Raw genomic sequence first — 21,904 nt, 5'->3', positions numbered from 1 at the left:
CGCACCGCCGTCGCGCGCCGTGGCGCCTCCAGCGCGGCGGGAGTGTTGTGAGGTGCGCCGAGCGCCGCTCCTACTCCCGCTTCAGGAGCCGGTCGACCAGGACGTCGGACCAGAAGCCGGCCCGGAACTCGCGCTGCAGGCGCGCAGGGTCGTACTCGGTCTCGACCCAGTCGAGGAAGCCCAGTCCCCGCGGCTCGCCCTCGGCGAGGTAGCTCTCGAAGAAGGCGTCGAGGATGCCGGTCTTCGCGAAGCGGATATGCCCGAAGCGGGGCGACAGCTGGCGCGCCGCCTCCGCGACCGGCTTGCCCTCGTGCAGGATCAGGTAGAGCGCCGCGGCGAAGCCCGCCCGGTCCGCGCCCGACTTGCAGTGCAGCACGGCCGGGTACTCGACGCTCGTGAAGAAGGCGGCGGCGCGCAGCAGCATCTCCCGGTCGGGTGCCTCCCGGGAGCGCACCACGAACTCGCGCAGGGTCAGGCCCTGGCGCTCGCAGGCCTCGCGCTGGAGTTGCCAGGACCCGTGCTCCCGCCCCCCGCGCAGCGAGATGATCGTGCGCACGCCCTGACGCTTGAACCACGCGAGGTCGTGCGGGGCGGGCTGGGCGGACCGCCAGACGAGCCCGCGGCCGACCCGGTGCCGGTTCAGGTAGGCCAGCCGCAGGACGCCGTGGTCCACGAGGAGCATGTTCACCCAGGCGCGCAGGCGGTTCCTGCGCCCCGTGATGGGCTTCTCCCAGCGGGCGATCCGCGCCATGCGCCGGTCGTTGCGGGTCTCTGTCGAGAGGAAACGGTTGAACACGCGCGCCGGATCGTGACGAGAGGGGTCCGGGCCGTCCCGGGGCCGCGGCGAGCCCGCCCACCGGCCGATGCCCTGGATCGCCGTCGCCTGTAGCAGCCGCGTGACGGTTCCGCAACGATGTGCCGATCCACGAGCCGGCTCACCACCCTGGCATTGCGTTTGCTGGCCTGCCTCCCGCATCCTTCGCGGCCACGCTCGCCGCGCGGGCGGTCGGCCGGACAGGAGGTTTCGCCGTGAGCACACAGGTCGTCAGCATCCGCCGGGCGCGCCAGGACGATGCCGGGATGCTGTCGGATGTCTTCGACGCCGCGTGGCGGGAGGCCTATCAGGGCATCATTCCGGGCGTCGCTCTCGATCGCATGCTCGCCCGCCGGGGCCCGGACTGGTGGCGCGCCACGACGGCGCGCGGCCGTCCCCTCGTGGTGCTGGAGGTCGGTGAGGCCGTGGTCGGCTACGTGTCCTACGGCCGCTGCCGGGACCGCAGCCTCAAGGCGCAGGGCGAGATCGACGAGATCTACCTGTCGCCGGAATTCCAGGGGCTCGGCTACGGCACAAGGCTGTTCCGGGCGGTGCGCAACGACCTCGCGGACCGGGGCGTAGCGCGGGTGGCCCTGTGGTCGCTCACGGACAACCTGCGCGCGCGCCGCTTCTACGAGCGCCTGGGCGGCGTGGTGGCGGCGGAAGCAGTCGACCGGATCGCGGGCGCGAGCCTCGCCAAGGTGGCCTACCTGTTCGCGTGAGGGGATCGCCCGCCCGGCCTAGCACCGGGGCAATGCGCTTGTGTTGACGGCTGCGGAACTCTAAGCACCGGGCCTGCCGGGGCGAGCCGCCCCGCCTGGAGGGGAGTGCGGTCATGCGTCTCGACGCCGTCGCCATCGGTGCCAATCCGCCCGAGGATGTCAATGTCGTCATCGAAGTACCGGTCGGCGGAGAGCCGATCAAGTACGAGATGGACAAGGAGGCCGGGACCCTGGTCGTCGACCGCTTCCTCTACACGGCGATGCACTATCCGGGGAATTACGGCTTCATTCCCCACACCCTGTCGGGCGACGGCGACCCCTGCGACGTGCTGATCGCGAATACGCGGGCGATCGTTCCCGGCGCGATCATGAGCGTGCGCCCGGTCGGGGTGCTGGTGATGGAGGACAATGCCGGCGAGGACGAGAAGATCGTCGCCGTGCCGTCCCGCCACCTCACCAAGCGGTACGACCGGATCGAGAACTACACCGATCTCCCGGACATCACGCTGCATCAGATCCAGCACTTCTTCGAGCACTACAAGGATCTCGAGCCCGGCAAGTGGGTGAAGATCGTGCGCTGGGGCGACAAGGCGGACGCCCAGCGGCTGATCCTGGAAGGCATCGAGCGCGCCAAGGGCGCCAAGGCGTAGGCACGGACCGCCCTCCCACGCCCCGGGCGCGCGAGGCCCCGATCACCGGGTCCGCGCGCCGCCCTCGTCCCAGGCGGTCCAGGCGAAGACCTCCCGCCCGGCCCCGTCGACGACGCGCACCTGCTCGGCCGGCGGGCCCAGGCGCTGGGGAACCCGGGCGCGGCGGAAGAGCCGCAGCGCCCGGTCCCGGGCGGCGTCGAGCCCCGACACGCGGATCGAGGCCCGCTGGACGAGGCCCTCCGGGCCGGTGATCTCGATGTGGAAGGTCTCGCGCAACGCCGGGGCTCCTCGGGGGCGCCCTCCTTACGGCACCGCCCCCGCCCTGCGAAGGGGCCTCAGGCGGTCTTGAGAACGGATTCCTGGACGTCGCCGCCGCCCCGCCGCGCCAGGTAGGCCGGCTGGAACAGGCACATCCGCACCGCGTCGCGGTAGCGGCCGTTCACGAAGAACTCGTCCTTCAGCACGCCCTCGATCGTGAAGCCGGCGCGCTCGTAGATCCCCACCGCGCGGCGGTTGTCCTTGTCCACGTGCAGGTAGAGCTTGTGGATGTTCAGGACGCTGAATGCGTAGTCGATGCCGATCCGCGTCGCCTGCGAGGCGTAGCCGCGGCCCTGGAAGGCCGGGTGGATGGCGATCTGGAACTCGCAGCGCCGGTGGAGGTGGTTGATCTCCACGAGCTCGACCATGCCGGCCCGCTCGGCCTCCGGCGAGCTGACGATGAAGCGCCGCTCGGTCTGGTTGTGGATGTTGCGCTCGTAGAGCTGCGCCAGCTCGGCGAAGGACTCGTAGGCCTCCTCGAACCAATAGCGCATGATGCTGTCGTTGTTGTTGAGCTGGTGCACGAAGAGCAGGTCCTCGCGCTCCAGCGGACGCAACTTCACGGTCATGACGGATCCCGGCCCGCAGGCTGTCGTTGGGCCGGGATCTTAATCCCCTCGGGCGCTTCCGTCACTCGCCTGCGACGGGCCGGACCACGCCCGCGGGCGCCATCGCCGCCCGGCGATAGATCAGGAAGGTGGCGACGAGGCCGGCGAGGCCGCCGAAGCTCATCCAGAGGCCCGGCGCCGCCTTGTCGCCGAGTGCCTCGATCAGCCAGGTCGAGACCGCCGGGGTGAACCCGCCGAACAGGGCCGTGGCGAGGGAATAGGCGAGGGAGAAGCCCGCCGTGCGCACGGTCGCCGGCACGATCTCGGTCAGCGCCACCACCATGGCGCCGTTGTAGCTCCCGTAGAGGAAGGAGAGCCACAAGAGCACGATCAGCATGTTGGCGAAGGAGATGTGCCCGATCAGCCAGGCGAGCGCCGGGTAGGCGGTCAGCAGCGCGAGGCCCGAGAACAGGATCAGAAGCGGCTTGCGGCCAACCCGGTCCGACACCGCGCCCATCACCGGCAGCCAGATGAAGTTCGAGAGCGCCACGCAGAACGTGACGATCAGGCTGTCCTCGGAGGTCAGCTTGAGGACGTTCTTGCCGAAGGTGGGGGTGTAGACGGTGATGGTGTAGAAGGAGATCGTCGTCATGGCGACCAGCAGCATGCCGAGCAGCACGATCTGCCAATTCTCGCCGAGCGAGCGAATGATCTCGGCGCCGCTCGGCCGGTGGCGGCGGGCGAGGAACTCCTTGGTCTCCTCCAGCGAGCGCCGGATGTAGAACAGGAACGGCACGATCATGCAGCCGATGAAGAACGGCACGCGCCAGCCCCAATCCTGCATCGCGTCCGGCATCAGCGCCTTGTTCAGCAGGTAGCCGATCACGGCGGCCACCATGATGGCGACCTGCTGGCTGCCGGATTGCCAGGCCACGTAGAAGCCCTTGTTCCCGGGCGTCGCCATCTCGGCGAGGTAGACGGACACGCCGCCGAGTTCGACGCCGGCCGAGAAGCCCTGCAGCAGCCGGCCGACCAGCACCAGGAACGGGGCGAACAGGCCGATCGTCGCGTAGGAGGGCACGAAGGCGATCAGGATGGTGCCGAGCGCCATGATCGCCAGCGTGACGATCAGGCCCTGGCGGCGTCCGACCCGGTCGACATAGGCGCCGAGGAACACGGCCCCGAGGGGACGCATCAGGAAGCCGGCCCCGAACGCCATGAAGGTGAACATCAGCGAGGCGAATTCGTTGTCGGCCGGGAAAAAGGCCTTCGAGATGTAGTTCGCGTAGAAGCCGAACAGGAAGAAATCGAACATCTCCAGGAAGTTGCCGCTCGTGACGCGCAGCACGGTGGCGACCTTGGATGCCGACGCATCGGGACTCGGACCAGCCATCTCAAACCTCCCTGGACGGCTTTGTTGGTGAAGCATCCGTATCGCCAAAGCCGCATGCGCGGTAGGGCATTTTCATCCCGTCCCCGTTGGACTTGACGGAAGGATTGCGGCCGGTTGCCGTCGCGGTGTGGGCCGTCGCGAGGGGCTGGCAGGCCCACCCAACCGCTTCCCTCTTGCGGGCTACCGTGTGCACACATCTCGATAGCCGTCTCATCGAATGACCCCGCCTGGAGTGCGCGACAATCCTCATGCTGAGGTGCCGCGCAGCGGCCTCGAAGCACCCAGAACGTTCATCCAAGAGAAAGGGCGCCTTGGACGAGACGCTCTGGGGTGCTTCGAGGCTCCCTGGGGTCGCACCTCCGCATGAGGGGTGTTGTGCCTTCCAGATTCGTTCAGCCGATGAGCTGGCGACAGAGATGTGTGCACACGGTAGCCGCAGAGATGGGGAGGGTTTGCGCGCGCCGCGGCGGCCCCGTCCTCACCCCGCCAGCGCCGCCAGCACCCGCGCCCAGCTGCGGATGCCCTTGTGGAAGCTCTTGAGGTCGTACTTCTCGTTGGGCGAGTGGACGCGGTCGTCGTCCAGGCCGAAACCGATCAGCAGGGTGTCGAGGCCGAGGCTGCGCTTGAAATCGCCCACCACCGGGATCGATCCGCCCGAGCCGATGGTGACCGGCGCCACGCCCCACTCATCCTGGAGGGCGCGGCGAGCGGCCCCGAGCGCCGGCATGTCGAAGGGCAGAGCGATCGCTCGCGACCCCTTGTGGGTGACGATCTCGACCGAGCAATCCTCCGGGATCCGCGCCTGCACGAAGGCGCGGAAGCTCGCATCCACCGCCTCCGGGTCCTGATCCTCGACCAGGCGGAAGGAGACCTTGGCGCTCGCCTTGCCGGCGATCACCGTCTTGGTCCCCTCCCCCGTGTACCCGCCGATGATGCCGTTCGCGTCGCAGGTCGGGCGCGACTGCACCTGCTCGATCAGCATCCGGTCCCGCTCGCCCGCCGGGAGCCGCAGCCCGATCGGGCCGAGGAAGTTCTCGGGCGTGAGGTTCAGGGCGCGCCATCCCTCCAGCACGTCGACCGGCGGCTCGCGCACCGCGTCGTAGAAGCCCGGCAGGGTGACGCGCCCCTGGTCGTCGTGGAGATCCGCGATGATGCGCGAGAGGACGTGGATGGGGTTCGCGGCCGCGCCGCCGAACAGGCCCGAATGCAGGTCCCGGTCCGCGCAGGTCACGAAGACCTCGAAATAGGCCATTCCGCGCAGCGAGGTGGTGATGGCCGGGGTGTCGCTGTCCCACATGCCCGTGTCGCAGACGAGGGCGAGGTCGGCCTTGAGCGCGTCGCGGTTCGCCGCGATCCACTCGGGCAGATGCTTGGAGCCGTCCTCCTCCGCCCCCTCGACGAGGAGCGTCACGCCGACCGGCAAGTCCCCGTGGATCGCCTTCCAGGCCCGGCAGGCCTCCACGAAGGTCATCACTTGGCCCTTGTCGTCGCAGGCGCCGCGGGCGCTGATGGCGCGGCGGCCATCGGGCAGGTCGATGAGGCGCGGCTCGAAGGGCGGCCGCTCCCAGAGGTCGAGCGGATCGACTGGCTGCACGTCGTAATGGCCGTAGAAGAGAACGTGCGGCGCGCCAGGCTTGGGTGCGTGGGCGAGCACCACCGGGTGGCCGCCGGTCTCGCGCAGCGAGGCCTCGAACCCGATCGCCGCGAGATCGCCGCGCAGCCACTCGGCGGCGCGCCGGCACTCGGCCGCGTAGGCCGGATCGGTCGAGATCGACGGGATGCGCAGGAAGGCGAACAGCCGCTCCAGCGAGGTGTCGAGGTCGCGGTCGATATCGGCGAGGATCGGGTCGAGTGCGGACATGCGGAGCCTCCGTGGCACGGGACCAGGCCTAACGCAGTCTCCCCGCGGCAGGAACCCCGTCCGGCGCGGGCCGGGAACGGCCGCAGGCTCGATCCGTTATGGTTCCAATCCGGACGCCGGGGCGCGATCGCGCGCCGAGACAGACCCCACGAGGCTCCATGTTGACCGAGAGCGGCACCGGCGCGACGGCCGAGCGGATCGCCATCACGCTGACGATCAACGGCGAGCGGCGGGAGCTGCAGGTGGCGCCGTGGACGACCCTCCTCGACCTGCTGCGCGAAGACCTCGACCTTACCGGCACCAAGAAGGGCTGCGACCACGGCCAGTGCGGCGCCTGCACGGTCCTGGTCGACGACCGGCGGGTGAATTCCTGCCTGCAGCTCGCGGTGATGAAGGACGGCGCCGCGGTGACGACCATCGAGGGGCTGTCCTCCGACACCCTCCACCCGCTTCAGGCCGCCTTCGTCGAGCACGACGCCTTCCAGTGCGGCTACTGCACGCCCGGCCAGATCATGTCGGCGGTGGCGCTGATCCGGGAGGGCCGCGCCCGCACCCGCGAAGAGATCCGCGAACACATGAGCGGCAATCTCTGCCGCTGCGGTGCCTACACCAACATCGTGGACGCTATCGAGGACGTGATCGCCGCGCAGGCGCGCGGCGCGCGAGAGGCCGCCGAATGAACCGCTTCGCCTATACCCGCGCGGGCAGCGTCGCCGAGGCGGTGAGCGCGCTCGCCGCCGATCCGGCCGCCCGGATCATCGCCGGCGGCACCAACCTCGTCGACCTGATGAAGTACAATGTCGAGCGGCCCGAAAGGCTCGTCGACATCACCCGCCTCCCCCTCGGCGCGATCGAGGAGCACGCGGGCGGCCTGCGCATCGGCGCCCTGGTGCCGAACAGCGCCGTCGCGGAGGATCCCCGGGTGGAGGAGCATTACCCGCTCCTCGCGAGCGCGATCCTGGCCGGCGCCTCGCCGCAACTGCGCAACGCCGCCTCGACCGGCGGCAACCTGCTCCAGCGCACCCGCTGCTACTACTTCTACGACGAGGGCACGCCCTGCAACAAACGGGTGCCCGGCAGCGGCTGCCCGGCCATCAGCGGCGTCAACCGCATCCACGCCATCCTCGGCACCTCCGACCACTGCATCGCCACGCATCCCTCCGACATGTGCGTGGCCCTCGCGGCGCTGGACGCCGTGGTGCAGGTCGAGGGCCCGGCCGGATCGCGCGCGATCCGGATCGGCGACTTTCACCGCCTGCCGGGCGACGCACCGGAGCGCGACACCACCCTGGCGCCGGGCGAGATCGTGCTCTCGGTCGACCTGCCGGCGGAGCGCTTCCCGCAGCACTATACGTACCTGAAGCTGCGCGACCGGCTCTCCTACGCCTTCGCCCTGGTCTCGGTGGCGGCGGCGGTCGAGATGGATGGCGAGGAGATCCGCACGGCCCGCCTCGCGCTCGGCGGCGTCGCGCACAAGCCCTGGCGCAACCGGGAGGCCGAGGCGCGGCTGGAGGGCCGTCTGGCGACGGACGAGACCTTTCGGGAGGCCGCCGACCTGATCCTGGCCGAGGCCAGGCCCTACGCGCACAACGCCTTCAAGATCGACCTCGCGCGGCGCGCGATCGTGCGCGGCCTCGCGCAGGCCGCCGCCGGCACGCCGCAATCGCAGACCGACAAGCGCATCCGCTGAGGATCTCGCCGCATGGCCACCCCACACCGCCACGTCGGCGCCGCGCGCAGCCGGGTCGACGGCCCCGCCAAGGTCACGGGCGCCGCGACCTACGCCGCCGAGTTCAAGGCCGCCGACCTCCTCACCGGGGTGGTGGTGTCGAGCGCGATCACCCGCGGCCGCGTCACCGCCATCGACGCCTCGGCGGCGCTGGCGGTCCCGGGCGTGGTCCAGGTCTTCACGCATGAGAACCGGCCGCGCACCGCCTGGCTGGACTACAATTACCGCGACCAGGTCGCCCCGCCGGGGTCGCCCTTCCGGGCGCTGAACGGGCCGGAGATCACCTTCGGCGGCCAGCCGGTGGCCCTGGTGGTGGCGGAGAGCTTCGAACTCGCCCGCCACGGCGCCTCGCTGGTCAAGGTCACCTATGCCGAGGAGGTCCCCAACACCGACCTCGAGTCCAACCTGGAGGCGGCCTACGTGCCGCCGAAAAAGCGCTCCGGCATCAAGCCGCCCCCGAACCCCAGAGGCGACCCCGACGGCGCGTTCGCGTCCGCGCCGATCCAGCTGCGGCAGGCCTATTCCCAGCCGGCCGAGCACCACAACCCGATGGAGCCGCATGCCTCGACCGTGATCTACGAGGGCGACGGCAGGCTCACCATCCACGACAAGATCCAGGGCGTGAACAACACGCAATCCTACGTCTGCAGCGTGTTCAGCCTGAAGCCCGACAATGTGCGGGTGATCTCGCCCTTCATCGGCGGCGCCTTCGGCTCCGGGCTGCGGCCGCAATACCAGCTCTTCCTGGCGGTCGCCGCCGCACTCGACCTGAAGCGCTCGGTGCGGGTGGTGCTGAGCCGCGATCAGATGTTCACCCTCGGCTACCGGCCGGAGACGATCCAGACCGTCGCCCTCGGGGCGGATCGCGAGGGCCGCCTCCTCTCGCTCAGCCACGAGGCGATCGCCGGAACCTCGACCTTCGAGGATTACCAGGAATCCGTCGTGAACTGGTCGGGCCTGCTCTACCACTGCCCGAACGCGAAGTTCGACTACAAGCTGGCGAAGCTCGACACATACACGCCGGCCGACATGCGCGCGCCCGGAGCCGTGACGGGCGTCTACGCCCTCGAAGTGGCGATGGACGAACTCGCCTACGCGACGGGCACGGACCCGCTTGAGCTGCGCCTGCGCAATTACGCCGAGCGCGACGAGGCCGAGAACAAGGACTTCACCTCGAAGGCCTTGCGGGCGGCCTACGCGCAGGGCGCGGAGCGCTTCGGCTGGGCGCGGCGCAGCATGGCGCCGCGCTCAATGCGCGAGGGCCGCGAGCTGGTCGGCTGGGGCCTGGCCACGGGCGTCTGGGAAGCCTTCATGATGAAGGCGAGCGCCCGCGCCCGGCTCTCGGCGGACGGCACGCTCGAACTCGCCTGCTCCACCGCCGATCTCGGCACCGGCACCTACACGATCCTGAACCAGATCGGCGCCGACGCGCTCGGCCTGCCGATGGAGCGTGTGCGCACGCTCCTGAGCGACACGGACCTGCCGGAAGCGCCGCTCGCCGGCGGGTCCTGGACGGCCGCCTCCGCGGGCTCCGCCGTGGAGATGGCCTGTCGAGCCGTCGCCGAGCAGCTGCTCGGCTTCGCCCGCCGCATCGACGAATCTCCGCTCGCCAACGCCGATCTCGCCCACGTCACCTTCGCGGACGGCGAGATCCGGCTGACGGAGGAGCCGTCCCGAAAGGTCACGATCGACCAGGCCCTGCGGGCCGGCGGCGTCGACAGCGTCGAGGCCACCGAGACCGTGAAGCCGAGCCTGCTCACCGGGCTGCGCTACGCGGCCTACACCCACTCGGCGGTCTTCGCCGAGGTGCGGGTCGACGAGGATCTCGGCGTCGCGCGGGTGACCCGCGTCGTCAGCGCGATCGCGGCAGGCAAGATCCTGAACCTCAAGACGGCGCGCAGCCAGATCCTGGGCGGCGTGGTGATGGGGATCGGCGCGGCCCTTGAGGAGGAGTCGATGCTCGACCACGCGCTCGGTCGCTTCATGAACCACAATTTCGGCGAGTACCATGTTCCGGTGAACGCCGACATCCACGACATCGATGTCATCTTCGTCGACGAGGAGGACGACAAGGTCAGCCCGATCGGCGTCAAGGGCCTCGGCGAGATCGGCATCGTCGGCACCGCGGCGGCGATCGCCAACGCGGTCTTCCACGCCACCGGCAAGCGCATCCGCGACCTGCCGATCACGATCGACAAGATCATCGGCTGACCCTGTTCCGGACGGAGCACGACGCCGCTGCGGGCGAGGACACCGGGACGGCCTTCGGCGTGAGCCACCATGGCGCCGACCGAGCGCGACCCGTGACGAACGGGGGCCATGATCCTCTCAAGGACTGATCCCGGTCCGCGGCACGGTGGCGCGGGCCGGGACATGATCCTTCTCCGAACATCCCTCCTGCCACTGCTTCGCTTCCCGCCGATGCGGGTGGGCCGCACATGAGCTTCTCTCGCAGCCGTCGTGGCGGACCCGTCCGCGCGTGGTCGGAAACTTGCCTTCTTCTCATCGGTGGCCAGGTGGCGATGATGATCGCCCGATGAGCGGAACGCGGGGCGCGGGGAGATGAGGGTGAGCGAGGGGCCGCTTCGCGCAGGAGCGGCGCACAGGGCAGTCGAGGGCGGAGCCTGGCCGAGGGGCCCGCGCGAGCCGGCCGCGCGGCTGCGAACCGGCGCGGGGGCGGATCTGGCCGCGAAGGTCTGCCTGACGCTCGGGGCAGCGGGTCACCTCCTCGACGGGTTCGACGGTCCGGCCGAACTGCTGGTGGAGGCCGCCTCCGCCCTGCTCCTGCTCGCGGGCTGCCTCCTGGCCCTGACGGTCGCCCTGTTCCGCGCGCGGGGAGCCGGCCCGGCCGTGGCGGCCCTCGCCCTCCTCGTCGCCGGGGCGAGCGGTCTCGCAACGCAGGTCTATCCTGCCCTCTCCCGCGGCCTCGCCGATCAGTTCGGCGCCGACGAGGACGGGCCCGAGACGGGCGTGACCCTCGGGCCGCGGGGCCGCGACATCCGCCTCGCCGGGACCCTTACCGCGGGCGCCGGGGCGCGGCTCGCGGCCCTGCTCGCCGAGAACCCCCAGGTGGAGCGGATCCACCTCACCAGCGATGGCGGCCTCGTCGACGAGGGGCTCGCCCTCGGCCGGGCGATCGCGGCGCACCACCTCACGACCTACGTGCCGGATTACTGCGTGTCGGCCTGCACCCTGGCGTTCCTGCGCGGACGCGAGCGGCTGATCGCGTCCGACGCCCGGCTCGGCTTCCACGCGCCCTACGAGACGGGCGTCTTCGGGGAGACCCTGGCGGTCGACAGCGCGCCGGAGCGCCGCGCCTATCTCGATGCCGGCCTCGCCGCCGACTTCGTCGACGCGGTGCTCAGGGTCGCCGCCAAGGACATCTGGACGCCCTCCGCCGAGCGCCTGCGGGCGGCGGGCGCCATCACGGAGATCGTCGAGCCCGACCGGCTCCCCGATTCCACCCTCGACGACGACCCGACCCTCGCTGGCGCCCGCGCCGCGGTGCTGCGCGCCGTGCCGGTGCTCGCTCCCCTGGCGGCCCGCGCGCCGCAGAGCCTCGACGCAGTGGCGCAGGACTACCTCGCGGCCTATCGGCAGGGCCGGAGCGAGGCCGACGGCCTCGACCTGATCCGCCGCGAGGCTGGCCGGCAGGTCGCCGCGATCCTCGCGGGCGGCTCCGACGCCGTGGTCATCGACCTCGGCCGCTTCCTTCTCGCCGCCACGCGGGCGGCGGCCGCGGACGAGGCGGAGGAGTGCCTCGCCATCGCGCAGGACGCGGACCTGCCGGCCGCCGCGGAGATCCTCGGCCGCGGAGATCCGCACGCGGCCGACACGGCGGGCGGGCTGATCACGCGCGCCCTCGATGATGGCGGCGCGTCCGCCTCACCGCGCAGATCCCGGCGCGGGCGCGCCGCCGCCATCCTCCCCCTCGCCTGCGCCGCGCAGAGCGAGGCGCTCGCCCGGGCGCTGGCGCGGCCGGACGCGGCCGATCGCCTGCGCGCCCACCTCTTCCCCGGATCCGCGGCGGTCGCGGCCGCGCGGGAGGTAGCCGCCATGCCCCGCGAGTGAGGGAGGGGCCGTCGGCACCGCATCGCCGGTCGGCGCCGCGCCCCCTGGACAAGCCGGAAACGCCCGCCAAGGATGCCGGCCGGCTCCATCCACAGAGCGAGGCCTCCCCGCGCATGTCTCTCCTCGACCGCATCGCCGCCGATTCCGACGAACTCACCGCCCTCCGCCGCGACCTCCACGCCCATCCGGAGATCGGCTTCGAGGAGACGCGCACCAGCGCGATCGTCGCCGAGCGACTGGCCGGCTGGGGCATCGAGGTCCATCGCGGAATCGGGCGGACCGGGGTGGTGGGAATCCTGAGCGGGCGCGGCACCAGCGCCCGCCGCATCGGCCTGCGCGCCGACATGGATGCGCTGCCGATCGAGGAGGCGACGGACCTGCCCTACCGCTCGACGAGGCCCGGCACCATGCATGCCTGCGGCCACGACGGGCACACCACCATGCTGCTGGGCGCCGCCAAGTACCTGAGCGAGACCCGCGACTTCGACGGCACGGCGGTGTTCATCTTCCAGCCCGCCGAGGAGGGCCTGGGCGGCGCCCGCGCCATGCTGGCGGACAGGCTGTTCGAGCGCTTCCCCTGCGACGAGGTCTACGGCCTGCACAACCAGCCCAACGGGCGGCACGGGCAGCTCTCGATCCGCCGCGGCCCCGCCATGGCGGCGGCGGATTTCTTCGACATCCGCATCACCGGCCGCGGCGCCCACGCGGCGCAGCCGAATCGCGGCGTCGACCCCGTGGTGGTCCAGGCCGCCCTGGTCCAGGCCCTGCAGGCCGTGGTGAGCCGCAACACCGACCCGGTGGAATCGGCCGTCCTGTCGATCACCCGCGTCCAGGCGGGGGCCGCCTACAACGTGATCCCGGAAGGGGCGCATCTCGCCGGGACGATCCGCACCTTCGACGACGGCGTCCGGGCGCTGGTGGGCCGGCGCCTGCGCGAGACCTGCGCGGGGATCGCGGCGGCCTTCGGGGCCGAGATCGCGGTCGAGATCCAGGACGTGTTCTCGGTCCTGCGCAACAGCGAGGCGCAGGCGGAGGCGGCGCTCGACGTCGCCCGCGAGCTGTTCGGCGCCGAGAAGGTTGAGGCCGATCCCACCCCGAAGATGGGCAGCGAGGATTTCGCCGACATGCTGCTCGCCGTGCCCGGGGCCTATGCCTGGCTCGGGGGCCGGGCCGGCGCCGCGCTCCACAACGCGGCCTACGATTTCGACGACAGCATCATCCCGCTCGGCGCCGCCTACCTGGCGCGACTCGTCGAGCGCCGCTCGGCCGCCGGCCTCTGAGCCCCGGAGCCACCCGATGACGATGCCCGCCTACGACCCGAACAACATCTTCGCCAAGATCCTGCGGGGCGAGATCCCCTCGCACAAGATCTACGAGGACGCGGACACGGTCGCCTTCATGGACGTGATGCCCCAGGCGGACGGCCACGCGCTCGTCGTGCCGAAGGCCGCGAGCCGGGGCCTCCTCGACGCGGATCCAGCCACGCTCGGCCCGCTCTTCGCGGCCGTGCAGAAGGTCGCCGCGGCGGTGACGCGGGCCTTCGACGCCGACGGGGTGGTGATCACGCAATTCAACGGGGCGGCGGCGGGCCAGACGGTGTTCCACCTGCACGTCCACGTCATTCCTCGGCACGACGGCGTCCCCCTGCGCCAGCACGCGCGCGGCATGGCCGACGGCGCCGTGCTCGCGGCCCATGCGGAGAGGATCAGGTCGGCCCTGGGGGCGTAGCGCGCGGGCCGCGCCGGCGCGGCGGGCGATCCACCCGCCGGCCCGGGCTTCTTCATCCTCCGCCCGGAACGGGCGGGGGGCCCCTCAGCGCTTCTGGAACAGGGGCTGGGCGAGCGCCTCGGCGCGCGCCATCCAGAGGTCGCGCTCGGCCCGGATCTCGTCGCCGCGCTGGATCTCGGCCTCGACGTGGTGGCGCAGCGCCCGCAGCTCGTCCGCCACGATGGCCTGGAGCGTCTCGTAGCGGTCCGCCTCGGTCTTGAGGCGCGCCTTGAGGATCATGTTCTCGGCCATCAGGGCGGCGAGGTCCTCGTCCTGCACGGGGGCCGCCTCGGGGGCCTTCGCGGGCGCGGGTTCCTGCGCGGCCGGGGCCGTCACGATGCGCGGCTCCCAGGCCGGCAGCGGGACCTCCGGGGCGCGGCGCGGCGGCTCGGCCGGACGCGCCGGCTCGGCGGCGCGGGCGGGGGGCGCGGAATCGTCGATGCGGGAGATCGTCGCGAGCCAATCCCTGAGCGGTCCGGCGGGCTGGCGGGCCGGGCTGGGCGAAGGCTTGTAGGCGGGTTCGGACACGCCGCGTCTCCTGAAGGTGGCTGACTGCGAGCAGAGACCATTAGGGTTAATGCTGCGTTAACGATGCGGGCGGGGCTGGACCGGCCGCGTCGGACGCGCTACGGGCAGCCCATTCTCGTGATGACCCGTGGGACCTGCGCGCGAGGGTCCGGGCCGCTCCGGCGGCGGCGCCACGATCGGATGCGCGCCGGCTCGCCGAGCTTCTTCCCGCGCGTCGATACCTGGGATTCGTTCCGTCTTGTCCTTTCCTCCCGTTCCCGCCCCCCTCGCCCGCGCGCTCGAGTCCCGCGGCTACGCCGACCCGACACCGGTCCAGGCCGCGGTGCTCGAAGCCGCCTCGGCGGGGCGCGACCTCCTCGTCTCGGCCCAGACCGGATCGGGCAAGACCGTCGCCTACGGCCTCGCCATGGCCGACACGCTTCTCGGCGACGCCGAGAGCTTCGGGCCGGCCGGGGCGCCCCTCGCCCTGGTGATCGCCCCGACCCGCGAACTCGCCCTGCAGGTTCAGCGGGAACTCGCCTGGCTCTACGGCCCGGCGGGGGCGCGGGTCGTTCCCTGCGTCGGGGGCATGGATCCCCGCCGCGAGAGCCGCGCCCTGGCCGAGGGCGTGCACATCGTGGTGGGAACCCCGGGCCGCCTGCGCGACCACCTGGAGCGGCGCAACCTCGACCCCTCGGCGCTCCGGGCGGTGGTGCTGGACGAGGCGGACGAGATGCTGGATCTCGGCTTCCGCGAGGATCTCGAATTCATCCTCAGCGCCACGCCGCCGGAGCGCCGCACGCTGCTGTTCTCCGCCACGCTGCCGAAGGGCATCGTCGCGCTGGCCGAGCACTACCAGCGGGACGCGCTTCGGATCGCCGTCGCGGGCGAGACGCGGGGCCACGCCGATATCGAGTACCGGGCCCTGCGCATCCTGCCGCGCGAGACCGAACTCGTGGTGGTCAACACGCTGCGCCTCGTCGAGGCGCGCACCGCGATCGTGTTCTGCAACACCCGCAACGCCGTGCGTCACCTGCAGGCGGTGCTCACCGAGCGCGGCTTCGCGGCGGTCGCCCTCTCCGGCGAACTCGGCCAGGGGGAGCGCAATGCCGCGCTCCAGGCCCTGCGCGACGGGCGCGCCCGCGTCTGCGTGGCGACGGACGTCGCCGCCCGCGGCATCGACCTGCCCGGCCTCGGCCTCGTCATCCACGCGGAACTGCCCAACGACGCGGAGGTGCTGCAGCACCGGTCGGGCCGCACCGGGCGCGCCGGGCAGAAGGGCATCAGCGTGCTGCTGGTTCCTCCGTCCCGGCGCCGCAAGGCCGAGGACCTGATGGCGCGGGCCGGGGTGGTGCCGGTCTGGTCGGGTCCCCCGCCCGCCGACGAGATCCGCGCCCTCGACCAGGAGCGCCTGCTCGCGGACCCGCTCCTCTCCGAGGAGACCAGCGACGAGGATCGGGCGATGGCGCAGGCCCTCCTGGCCCAGCGCTCGGCGGAGGATCTCGCCGCGGCCCTGGTGCGGGCCTACCGGGCGCGGCTGCCCGCACCCGAGGAGGTGACCGATCCCGGATTCGCGACCGGCCGGGCGCATGCGCCCCGCGCCGAGGGGCCGCGCGCCGCATCGACCGGACCCGGGATCTGGTTCCGCCTCAATATCGGCCGGCGCGACAATGCCGACCCGCGCCGGCTGCTGCCGATGCTGTGCCGCCGGGGCGGCATCTCCCGCGAGGAGGTCGGCGCCATTCGGATCTTCGATCGCGAGACGAAGTTCGAGATCCGTGGGTCTGCCGCGGAGCGCTTCGCCGACAGCTTCGGACGGACCGGCTCGGCGGAGCTGCGCGTCGAGCCCCTGGACGGCGTGCCCGACCTGCCCCGCCGGCCCGTGCGGCGCCGCGGCTGAGGCGGCGTCCCTTCGGCGGCTTCGAAACCCGAAGAACCTTCACGAGACGGCTGGACAGCCGGGCCGCGCCTGACTATACCCCCGCCATCGCCGCTGCCCCGCAGCAGCCCGGCGAGCCCAGGTAGCTCAGTTGGTAGAGCATGCGACTGAAAATCGCAGTGTCGGTGGTTCGATTCCGCCCCTGGGCACCACATCCATTGATCTCGGGATGTGACGCCGCAACGGCGTAGTTTGAGGGTCCCGTGCAGTTAGTCGGCCGCCGGATCGGCGGGAGCGGAGCGCAATGCTCGCCGCCATCCCCTCGCATGCGCTCGGCACCGTCTCTCTCCGTGCGTCCCATCGGCCTTGGAACGCGCGGTTGCGCTTTGCGGCTCTGGCGGGTGACGGGACGGGTTCGGGATGCTACAGCGCCCGCCGAGCAGGCGCGGCCGGGGAGAGGGTGTGACGACCACGCACGATCCGGCGAAGCCCGCCGGCCCGGGCGTCATCCCGCCTCCTCCCGGCTCTCCCAGCAGGAACATTCCGCACCATGAAGCGCCTCGTCATGGATCTCGACGGCACGATCACCCGCGAGGATCCGTCCGTCGGCTACGCGGACAAGGAGCCCGATCCCGAGGTGGTTGCGCGGATGCGCGAGTACCGCGCCATGGGCTTCACCATCGTGATCTACTCGGCGCGCAATATGCGCACCTACGAGAACTCCGTCGGCAAGATCACGGCCCATACGCTGCCGGTCATCATCGACTGGCTGAAGCGCCACGACGTGCCGTACGATGAGATCCACGTCGGCAAACCGTGGTGCGGGACGGAGGGGTTCTACGTGGATGATCGCGCGGTGCGGCCCTCCGAGTTCGTCTCGCTCACGCGGGAGCAGATCCTCGCCCTGATCGGGCCAACTTCGGCGGTGTGACGATGGCTTCGGACGGTCTGTGGCTCGTCACGTCGAGCGCCTTCGTCGACCAGGAATTGTCCGCCGAGTTCGGCCACTTGCCCCCGGCCTTCCTGCCGGTGGGCACCAAGCGCCTCTACGAGTACCAGCTCGAGCAGCTCGGCCGCGGGCGGCAGGTCTACTACACCCTGCCCGAGAGCTACGTCGTCCCGCCCGAGGACGAGCGGCGGCTGAGCGAGGCGGGCGCGACGGTGCTGACGGTGCCGGACGGGCTCAGCCTCGGCGACGCCGTGGTGTTCGCGCTCAACCTGATCGGGGGCCCCGAGCAGCCCGTGCGCATCCTCCACGGCGACACCCTCGTCACCGGCCTGCCGACCGGGCTCGACGAGGTCGGCGTCGCGACGAGCGAGGAGGGATATTCCTGGGCCGAGGTGCGCCTCGAGGGCGACCGCGTCCTGGGCCTGCAGACCTTCGCGGCCGGCCTGCCCGTGTCGCATCCGCGGCTCGTTGCCTGCGGCTACTTCGCCTTCGCCCGCAGTTCAGCCCTGGTCCGCGCCATCGTGCGGGCGCGGGGCTCCTTCGTGGAGGGCATCGAGGCCTATGCCCGCGAGGGTGGCCTGCGCGCGGTCGACGTGCCGAACTGGCTCGATTTCGGGCACCTGCAGACCTTCTTCCGCTCACGCCGGCTGCTGGCGAGCGCGCGGGCCTTCAACACGCTGCGGATCGACGGGCGCACCGTGCGCAAGCTCAGCGCGGACACCGAGAAGATGGTGGCCGAGGCCTCGTGGTTTGCCAGCCTGCCGCCCGCCCTGCGCGTCTACACGGCTCGCCTCATCGACAGCGGCGAGGAGAACGGCACCGCCTTCTACGAGACCGAGTACGAGCACCTGCCGACGCTCTCCGAGCTGTTCGTCTTCGGCACGCTCGGCCGCGCCACCTGGTTGCGCGTGCTCCAGTCCTGCCACGAGTTCCTGGCGACCTGCGCCAACGCGCAGGGTCCCGGCCCGGCCGGCGCCGCCCTGCGCCAGCTCGCCACGGTGAAGACCGCCGACCGCCTGCGCCGCTTCTCCGACGAGACCGGCTTCGACATCCACCACATGCTGCGCTACGACGGGCACCCGATGCCCTCGCTGATGCAGATCGCCGAGGATCTGGAGACCGGCATCGACCTCGGCGGCGGGCGCCGCCAGACCGTGATGCACGGGGATTTCTGCTTCAGCAACGTGCTCTACAGTTCGCGGGTGCAGCGGATCAAGGTCATCGACCCGCGCGGCTACGTGGAGGCCGGCGAGCACTCGATCTACGGCGACACGCGCTACGACCTCGCCAAGATGTGCCACTCGATCGTGGGCCGTTACGACCAGATCATCGCCGGGCGCTACGCGATGCCGGCGGAGGATAACGGCCGGTTCTCGATCACCTTCGAGGCCGCGCCGCATCACGCCTGGCTGGAGGAGGCCTGGCGCGAGTTCGAGGTCGGCGGGGTGAGCGGGGGCAGCGATCCGGGCGATCACGGTCGGGCTGTTCCTGTCGATGCTGCCGCTCCACGGCGACCGTCCGGACCGGCAGCGGGCCTTCATCGCCAACGCCCTGCGCCTCTATGCCGGGCTCGACACCGACCGCGCGCGAGGGGTCCGGTGAGGCGCCGCCGCCGCACGGAGTTCTTGGCAGGAGGACCGCTGTGATCGTCATTCCCATGGCCGGACTGAGCCAGCGCTTCCGCAACGCCGGGTATGCCCTGCCCAAATACATGCTCGACCTGCACGGCCGCAGCCTGTTCGAGCGGACGGTCGGCAGCTTCGCGCACTACTTCGCGACGGAGCCCTTCCTGTTCATCGCCCGGCACGAGGCCGAGACGGAAGCCTTCATCGGCCGGGAGGTGGCCCGGATGGGGGTCGCGCGGATGCAGGTGGTGATGCTCTCGGAGCCGACGCTCGGCCAGGCCGACACGGTCCGGCTCGGCCTCGAAGGGGCTGGCGTGGCGGCGGACGAGCCCGTGACCATCTTCAACATCGACACGATCCGCCCGGGCTTCCGTTATCCCGACCGGTCCTGGATGGCGCAGGCGGACGGCTACCTCGAAGTGATGGACGCCGACGATCCGGGCTATTCCTACGCCCGGCCGCACCCGGACGGCGACGAGCGCGTGGCCGAGACGGCGGAGAAGCGCGTGATCTCCCGGCTCGCGAGCACCGGCCTCTACTATTTCCGCCGGGCCGGCGACTACCACGCGGCCTTCGAGGCCGAGCGGCGGGCGCCGAGCGCGCCGGAACTCTATGTGGCGCCGATGTACAACGCGATGATCGCGCAGGGCCGCGACGTGCGCTTTCACGAGGTGCCCGTCCCGGAGGTGCTGTTCTGCGGCACGCCGGCCCAGTACGAGGACCTCCAGAAGCGCCCGGACCTCTTCGCCGAGGCGTGATCACCGCGGCGGGATCGGTGGTGCCCGCCCTCACAGCGACCCCGTCCGGGTGAGGGGGCGCGGGGTCTACGCCCTGCCCGATCCTCTCCGCCGCCCTGCTGCGCGAGGGTGCAATCCGTCAGCCGCACGACGGGTGCGGTCAGCACGGGCCACGGCGCGGTCGGGCTCTGGCACTCAACGTCGAGGCCGAGGCGACGGGCCGGGCCGGGCCGCGGCCGCCGCGCGTCATCCCGACAGGCCGGTCTTGGGCGTTGAGGGTGGCGCCGTCGCCGGGCCGGGCTGGATCAGCGCCTGCAGGGCCTCGGCGAGCTCCGCCGCCGTCTCGTGGGGGAGGCCCGTCTGAAGGCGCCCGTTGACGCGGACCGGCTCGCCCGTGTCGCGCGCATAGACGCCCCAGCCGCCATTCTCCCTCCGCAGCGTATAGCCCCGATGAGACATGTCGCCCCTCCCCGTTCCCGGAACCTCTGGTCCGGTGCGGACCAACGCGCGACGCGCGCGCGGGCTCCGCGGCCTGGACCGGACCGGCCAGCCCTGCCATCACCCGGGTCCGGCGGCCATCGTCCAGAGGGGCCGCGGCCGGGATGGTCACCATGACGATGGCGATGTCGGGTCCGGATCGGCTCGCGGCCCTGCGGCGCGGAGACCTCGCGGGCGCGCGGGAGCTGCGCCTCGCCGCCGACCTCGCCGAGTTCCCGCCGGAGATCCTCGGCCTCGCCGACACCCTGGAGATCCTCGACCTCAGCGACAACCGCCTGAGCGCGCTCCCGGCGGAGTTCGGCCGGCTGCGGCGCCTGCGGGTGCTGTTCTGTTCCGGCAACCGGTTCGCGCGGCTGCCTCCGTGCCTGGGAGACTGCCCGGCCCTGAGCCAGGTCGGGTTCCGGGCCGCGGGCCTGAGCGAGGTCCCGGCGGAGTCCCTGCCGCCGCGGCTGCGCTGGCTGACGCTCACCGACAACCGTCTCGCGGCGCTGCCCCGCGCCCTCGGCGCGCGCCCGCAGCTGACGAAGCTGATGCTGTCCGGGAACGCCCTCGAGGCCCTGCCGGATACCCTGGCAGACGCGACGGGGCTTGAGCTGCTGCGCCTCTCCTCGAACCGCCTGACGGCGCTGCCTGCCTGGCTCGCGGACCTGCCGCGCCTCGCGTGGGTGGCGTGGTCCGGCAATCCCTGCGAGCCGGGCGCCGGGGCGACGGCCGCGCCGACGGTGCCCTGGACGGCGCTATGCCCCGGCGAGATCCTGGGCGAAGGCGCCTCGGGCGTCGTGCGGCGGGCGCTCTGGCGGCGGCCGGGAGCGGCGGACCTCCCCGTCGCCCTCAAGCTGTTCAAGGGCGCCATGACGAGCGACGGGCTGCCCGAGCACGAGATGGCGGCGAGCCTCGCGGCGGGGGCGCATCCGCACCTCACCGGCGCCCTGGGGCAAGTCGCGGGGCATCCGGACGGGGCATGGGGCTTGCTGCTGCGGCTCCTGCCGCCGGACTGGCGGCCGTTGGCGGGGCCGCCGAGCCTGGCGACCTGCAGCCGGGACGTCTACGACCCCGCCCTCGCGCTCGCGCCGGAGGCGGCGCTGCGGATCGCCTGCGGCGTCGCGGCCGGGGCGGCCCACCTGCAGGCGCGCGGCATCCTGCACGGCGACCTCTACGCCCATAACGTGCTCTGGGACGGCGGTCCGGGCCATGCGGTGCTGAGCGATCTCGGGGCTGCCTCGCGGCTTCCAGCCGGCCGCGAGGGCGAAAGGCTGCGGCGGACCGAGGTGCTGGCGCTCGGGATCCTGCTGGACGAGCTCCTCGCCCGTGTGGCCGGCCCGCCCTCGCCGGAGATGAGCGCCCTGGCGCAGGCCTGCCTCGCCTCCGACCCGGCCGCGCGGCCGAGCCTGCCGGAGGCCGCGGCCCTGCTCGACGGCCTCGCGCCGCGCGACGGCGCGAGGCCGTGATGGACCGTCGACAGGTGTCGTGCTCTCCGGGATTGGGCGCCGCGCAGGATCGGGCCACAGCCGGTGCTGGGACGGCGGCCCGTTCGCTCCGCATCTCCAAAGAGATACTCTTTGGTACACCATCGATGTCTCAAAGAGGCGCCTTACCAAGTCGTGATGACGACATTGCCGAAGTGCTTACCTCCGGAGCAGGCTCCATAGAGCGTTCCGCCGGGCTTTGTGCCTCCGACGACATTGTCGAGCAGAGCGTCGGGAAATTCGTCGGACTGCCGCGCATCGTCTGCTGAGCGCGATCCACCGAAGGACCGGAGCGCCTTGCCCTTGAGCCTCGTGACGATGAGACGTGACATCGCGGGCCTCCGAATGAGTTCGCTACGCGAGATCATGG

Annotated in this window: 21 protein-coding genes and 1 tRNA gene; 14 read left to right on the top strand and 8 right to left on the bottom strand. The window is 71.7% G+C overall.

Annotated elements, in window-relative coordinates; translation table 11 throughout:
* Window positions 1–70: 70 nt before the first annotated feature.
* Window positions 71–796 carry a fused DSP-PTPase phosphatase/NAD kinase-like protein gene (locus ACW9J6_RS10815; RefSeq protein ID WP_457116474.1) on the bottom strand — a complete coding sequence of 242 codons (726 nt, stop codon included), beginning with the start codon at window positions 794–796 and terminating at the stop codon, window positions 71–73.
* Between the two features lie 233 nt (window positions 797–1,029).
* Here ACW9J6_RS10815 and ACW9J6_RS10810 point away from each other — a divergent pair, with 233 nt between their 5' ends.
* Both ACW9J6_RS10810 and ppa read left to right on the top strand, forming a co-directional pair.
* On the top strand, window positions 1,030–1,536 hold the full coding sequence (locus tag ACW9J6_RS10810) for an N-acetyltransferase family protein (protein ID WP_457116473.1): 507 nt from the start codon (window positions 1,030–1,032) through the stop codon (window positions 1,534–1,536).
* 113 nt (window positions 1,537–1,649) lie between these two features.
* Window positions 1,650–2,186, top strand: a complete 537-nt coding sequence (gene ppa, locus ACW9J6_RS10805) for an inorganic diphosphatase (protein WP_457116472.1) — start codon at window positions 1,650–1,652, stop codon at window positions 2,184–2,186.
* A gap of 42 nt (window positions 2,187–2,228) precedes the next feature.
* Here ppa and ACW9J6_RS10800 read toward each other — a convergent pair whose 3' ends face one another.
* The 4 genes from ACW9J6_RS10800 to ACW9J6_RS10785 all read right to left on the bottom strand — a co-directional run bounded on the left by ACW9J6_RS10800 (window position 2,229) and on the right by ACW9J6_RS10785 (window position 6,306).
* Window positions 2,229–2,462, bottom strand: a complete 234-nt coding sequence (locus ACW9J6_RS10800; RefSeq protein ID WP_457116471.1) for a hypothetical protein — start codon at window positions 2,460–2,462, stop codon at window positions 2,229–2,231.
* A 59-nt stretch (window positions 2,463–2,521) separates the two neighbouring features.
* A complete protein-coding gene (speG, locus tag ACW9J6_RS10795) occupies window positions 2,522–3,073 on the bottom strand; it encodes a spermidine N1-acetyltransferase (protein ID WP_457116470.1) in 552 nt (183 codons plus the stop codon).
* A gap of 61 nt (window positions 3,074–3,134) precedes the next feature.
* Window positions 3,135–4,445: a tricarballylate/proton symporter TcuC gene (tcuC, locus tag ACW9J6_RS10790; protein WP_457116469.1), complete on the bottom strand. Its 1,311-nt coding sequence runs from the start codon at window positions 4,443–4,445 to the stop codon at window positions 3,135–3,137.
* A gap of 478 nt (window positions 4,446–4,923) precedes the next feature.
* Window positions 4,924–6,306 carry a M20/M25/M40 family metallo-hydrolase gene (locus ACW9J6_RS10785; RefSeq protein WP_457116468.1) on the bottom strand — a complete coding sequence of 461 codons (1,383 nt, stop codon included), beginning with the start codon at window positions 6,304–6,306 and terminating at the stop codon, window positions 4,924–4,926.
* A 158-nt stretch (window positions 6,307–6,464) separates the two neighbouring features.
* Between ACW9J6_RS10785 and ACW9J6_RS10780 the strand changes: the two genes are divergently transcribed.
* The 6 genes from ACW9J6_RS10780 (at window position 6,465) to ACW9J6_RS10755 (ending at window position 13,834) form a co-directional block, all read left to right on the top strand.
* The gene (locus ACW9J6_RS10780; protein ID WP_457116467.1) at window positions 6,465–6,986 is read left to right on the top strand and encodes a (2Fe-2S)-binding protein; all 522 of its coding nucleotides are present in this window, start codon (window positions 6,465–6,467) and stop codon (window positions 6,984–6,986) included.
* On the top strand, window positions 6,983–7,996 hold the full coding sequence (locus ACW9J6_RS10775) for an FAD binding domain-containing protein (RefSeq protein ID WP_457116466.1): 1,014 nt from the start codon (window positions 6,983–6,985) through the stop codon (window positions 7,994–7,996). The genes ACW9J6_RS10780 and ACW9J6_RS10775 overlap by 4 nt, the downstream gene beginning before the upstream one ends.
* Before the next feature lie 12 nt (window positions 7,997–8,008).
* Window positions 8,009–10,246 (top strand): xanthine dehydrogenase family protein molybdopterin-binding subunit, encoded by a 2,238-nt coding sequence (locus ACW9J6_RS10770; protein ID WP_457116465.1) that lies wholly within the window; start codon window positions 8,009–8,011, stop codon window positions 10,244–10,246.
* A gap of 357 nt (window positions 10,247–10,603) precedes the next feature.
* A complete protein-coding gene (locus ACW9J6_RS10765) occupies window positions 10,604–12,106 on the top strand; it encodes a hypothetical protein (RefSeq protein ID WP_457116464.1) in 1,503 nt (500 codons plus the stop codon).
* A gap of 113 nt (window positions 12,107–12,219) precedes the next feature.
* Window positions 12,220–13,386 (top strand): M20 aminoacylase family protein, encoded by a 1,167-nt coding sequence (locus ACW9J6_RS10760; RefSeq protein ID WP_457116463.1) that lies wholly within the window; start codon window positions 12,220–12,222, stop codon window positions 13,384–13,386.
* Window positions 13,387–13,402: 16 nt separating this feature from the next.
* A complete protein-coding gene (locus ACW9J6_RS10755; protein ID WP_457116462.1) occupies window positions 13,403–13,834 on the top strand; it encodes an HIT family protein in 432 nt (143 codons plus the stop codon).
* An 84-nt stretch (window positions 13,835–13,918) separates the two neighbouring features.
* Here the strand turns inward: ACW9J6_RS10755 and ACW9J6_RS10750 are convergent, their stop codons facing one another.
* Window positions 13,919–14,401, bottom strand: a complete 483-nt coding sequence (locus tag ACW9J6_RS10750) for a hypothetical protein (RefSeq protein ID WP_457116461.1) — start codon at window positions 14,399–14,401, stop codon at window positions 13,919–13,921.
* Window positions 14,402–14,639: 238 nt separating this feature from the next.
* Here ACW9J6_RS10750 and ACW9J6_RS10745 point away from each other — a divergent pair, with 238 nt between their 5' ends.
* The 5 genes from ACW9J6_RS10745 (at window position 14,640) to ACW9J6_RS10725 (ending at window position 19,591) form a co-directional block, all read left to right on the top strand.
* Window positions 14,640–16,280, top strand: coding sequence for a DEAD/DEAH box helicase (locus ACW9J6_RS10745; RefSeq protein WP_457116460.1), 1,641 nt, complete (start codon window positions 14,640–14,642; stop codon window positions 16,278–16,280).
* A 115-nt stretch (window positions 16,281–16,395) separates the two neighbouring features.
* Window positions 16,396–16,471: transfer RNA gene (locus ACW9J6_RS10740), tRNA-Phe, on the top strand.
* A 338-nt stretch (window positions 16,472–16,809) separates the two neighbouring features.
* A complete protein-coding gene (locus ACW9J6_RS10735) occupies window positions 16,810–17,190 on the top strand; it encodes an HAD-IIIC family phosphatase (RefSeq protein WP_457116459.1) in 381 nt (126 codons plus the stop codon).
* A gap of 2 nt (window positions 17,191–17,192) precedes the next feature.
* Complete coding sequence (locus tag ACW9J6_RS10730) at window positions 17,193–18,854, top strand: phosphotransferase (protein ID WP_457116458.1); 1,662 nt, start codon at window positions 17,193–17,195, stop codon at window positions 18,852–18,854.
* Complete coding sequence (locus ACW9J6_RS10725; protein WP_457116457.1) at window positions 18,851–19,591, top strand: glycosyltransferase family 2 protein; 741 nt, start codon at window positions 18,851–18,853, stop codon at window positions 19,589–19,591. Before ACW9J6_RS10730 ends, ACW9J6_RS10725 begins: the two co-directional genes overlap by 4 nt.
* A 225-nt stretch (window positions 19,592–19,816) precedes the next feature.
* Here the strand turns inward: ACW9J6_RS10725 and ACW9J6_RS10720 are convergent, their stop codons facing one another.
* The gene (locus tag ACW9J6_RS10720) at window positions 19,817–20,029 is read right to left on the bottom strand and encodes a hypothetical protein (protein WP_457116456.1); all 213 of its coding nucleotides are present in this window, start codon (window positions 20,027–20,029) and stop codon (window positions 19,817–19,819) included.
* 152 nt (window positions 20,030–20,181) lie between these two features.
* On the opposite strand from ACW9J6_RS10720, the gene ACW9J6_RS10715 reads away from it, so the two are divergent.
* Window positions 20,182–21,516 (top strand): leucine-rich repeat-containing protein kinase family protein, encoded by a 1,335-nt coding sequence (locus tag ACW9J6_RS10715; RefSeq protein WP_457116455.1) that lies wholly within the window; start codon window positions 20,182–20,184, stop codon window positions 21,514–21,516.
* Window positions 21,517–21,659: 143 nt separating this feature from the next.
* Here ACW9J6_RS10715 and ACW9J6_RS10710 read toward each other — a convergent pair whose 3' ends face one another.
* Window positions 21,660–21,866, bottom strand: a complete 207-nt coding sequence (locus ACW9J6_RS10710; RefSeq protein WP_457116454.1) for a hypothetical protein — start codon at window positions 21,864–21,866, stop codon at window positions 21,660–21,662.
* Window positions 21,867–21,904: the final 38 nt, after the last annotated feature.

The organism is Methylobacterium sp. JK268, from assembly GCF_054052225.1.
The sequence above is the reverse complement of the archived record's forward strand: the minus strand, read 5'-3'. Positions and strand labels throughout refer to the sequence as shown.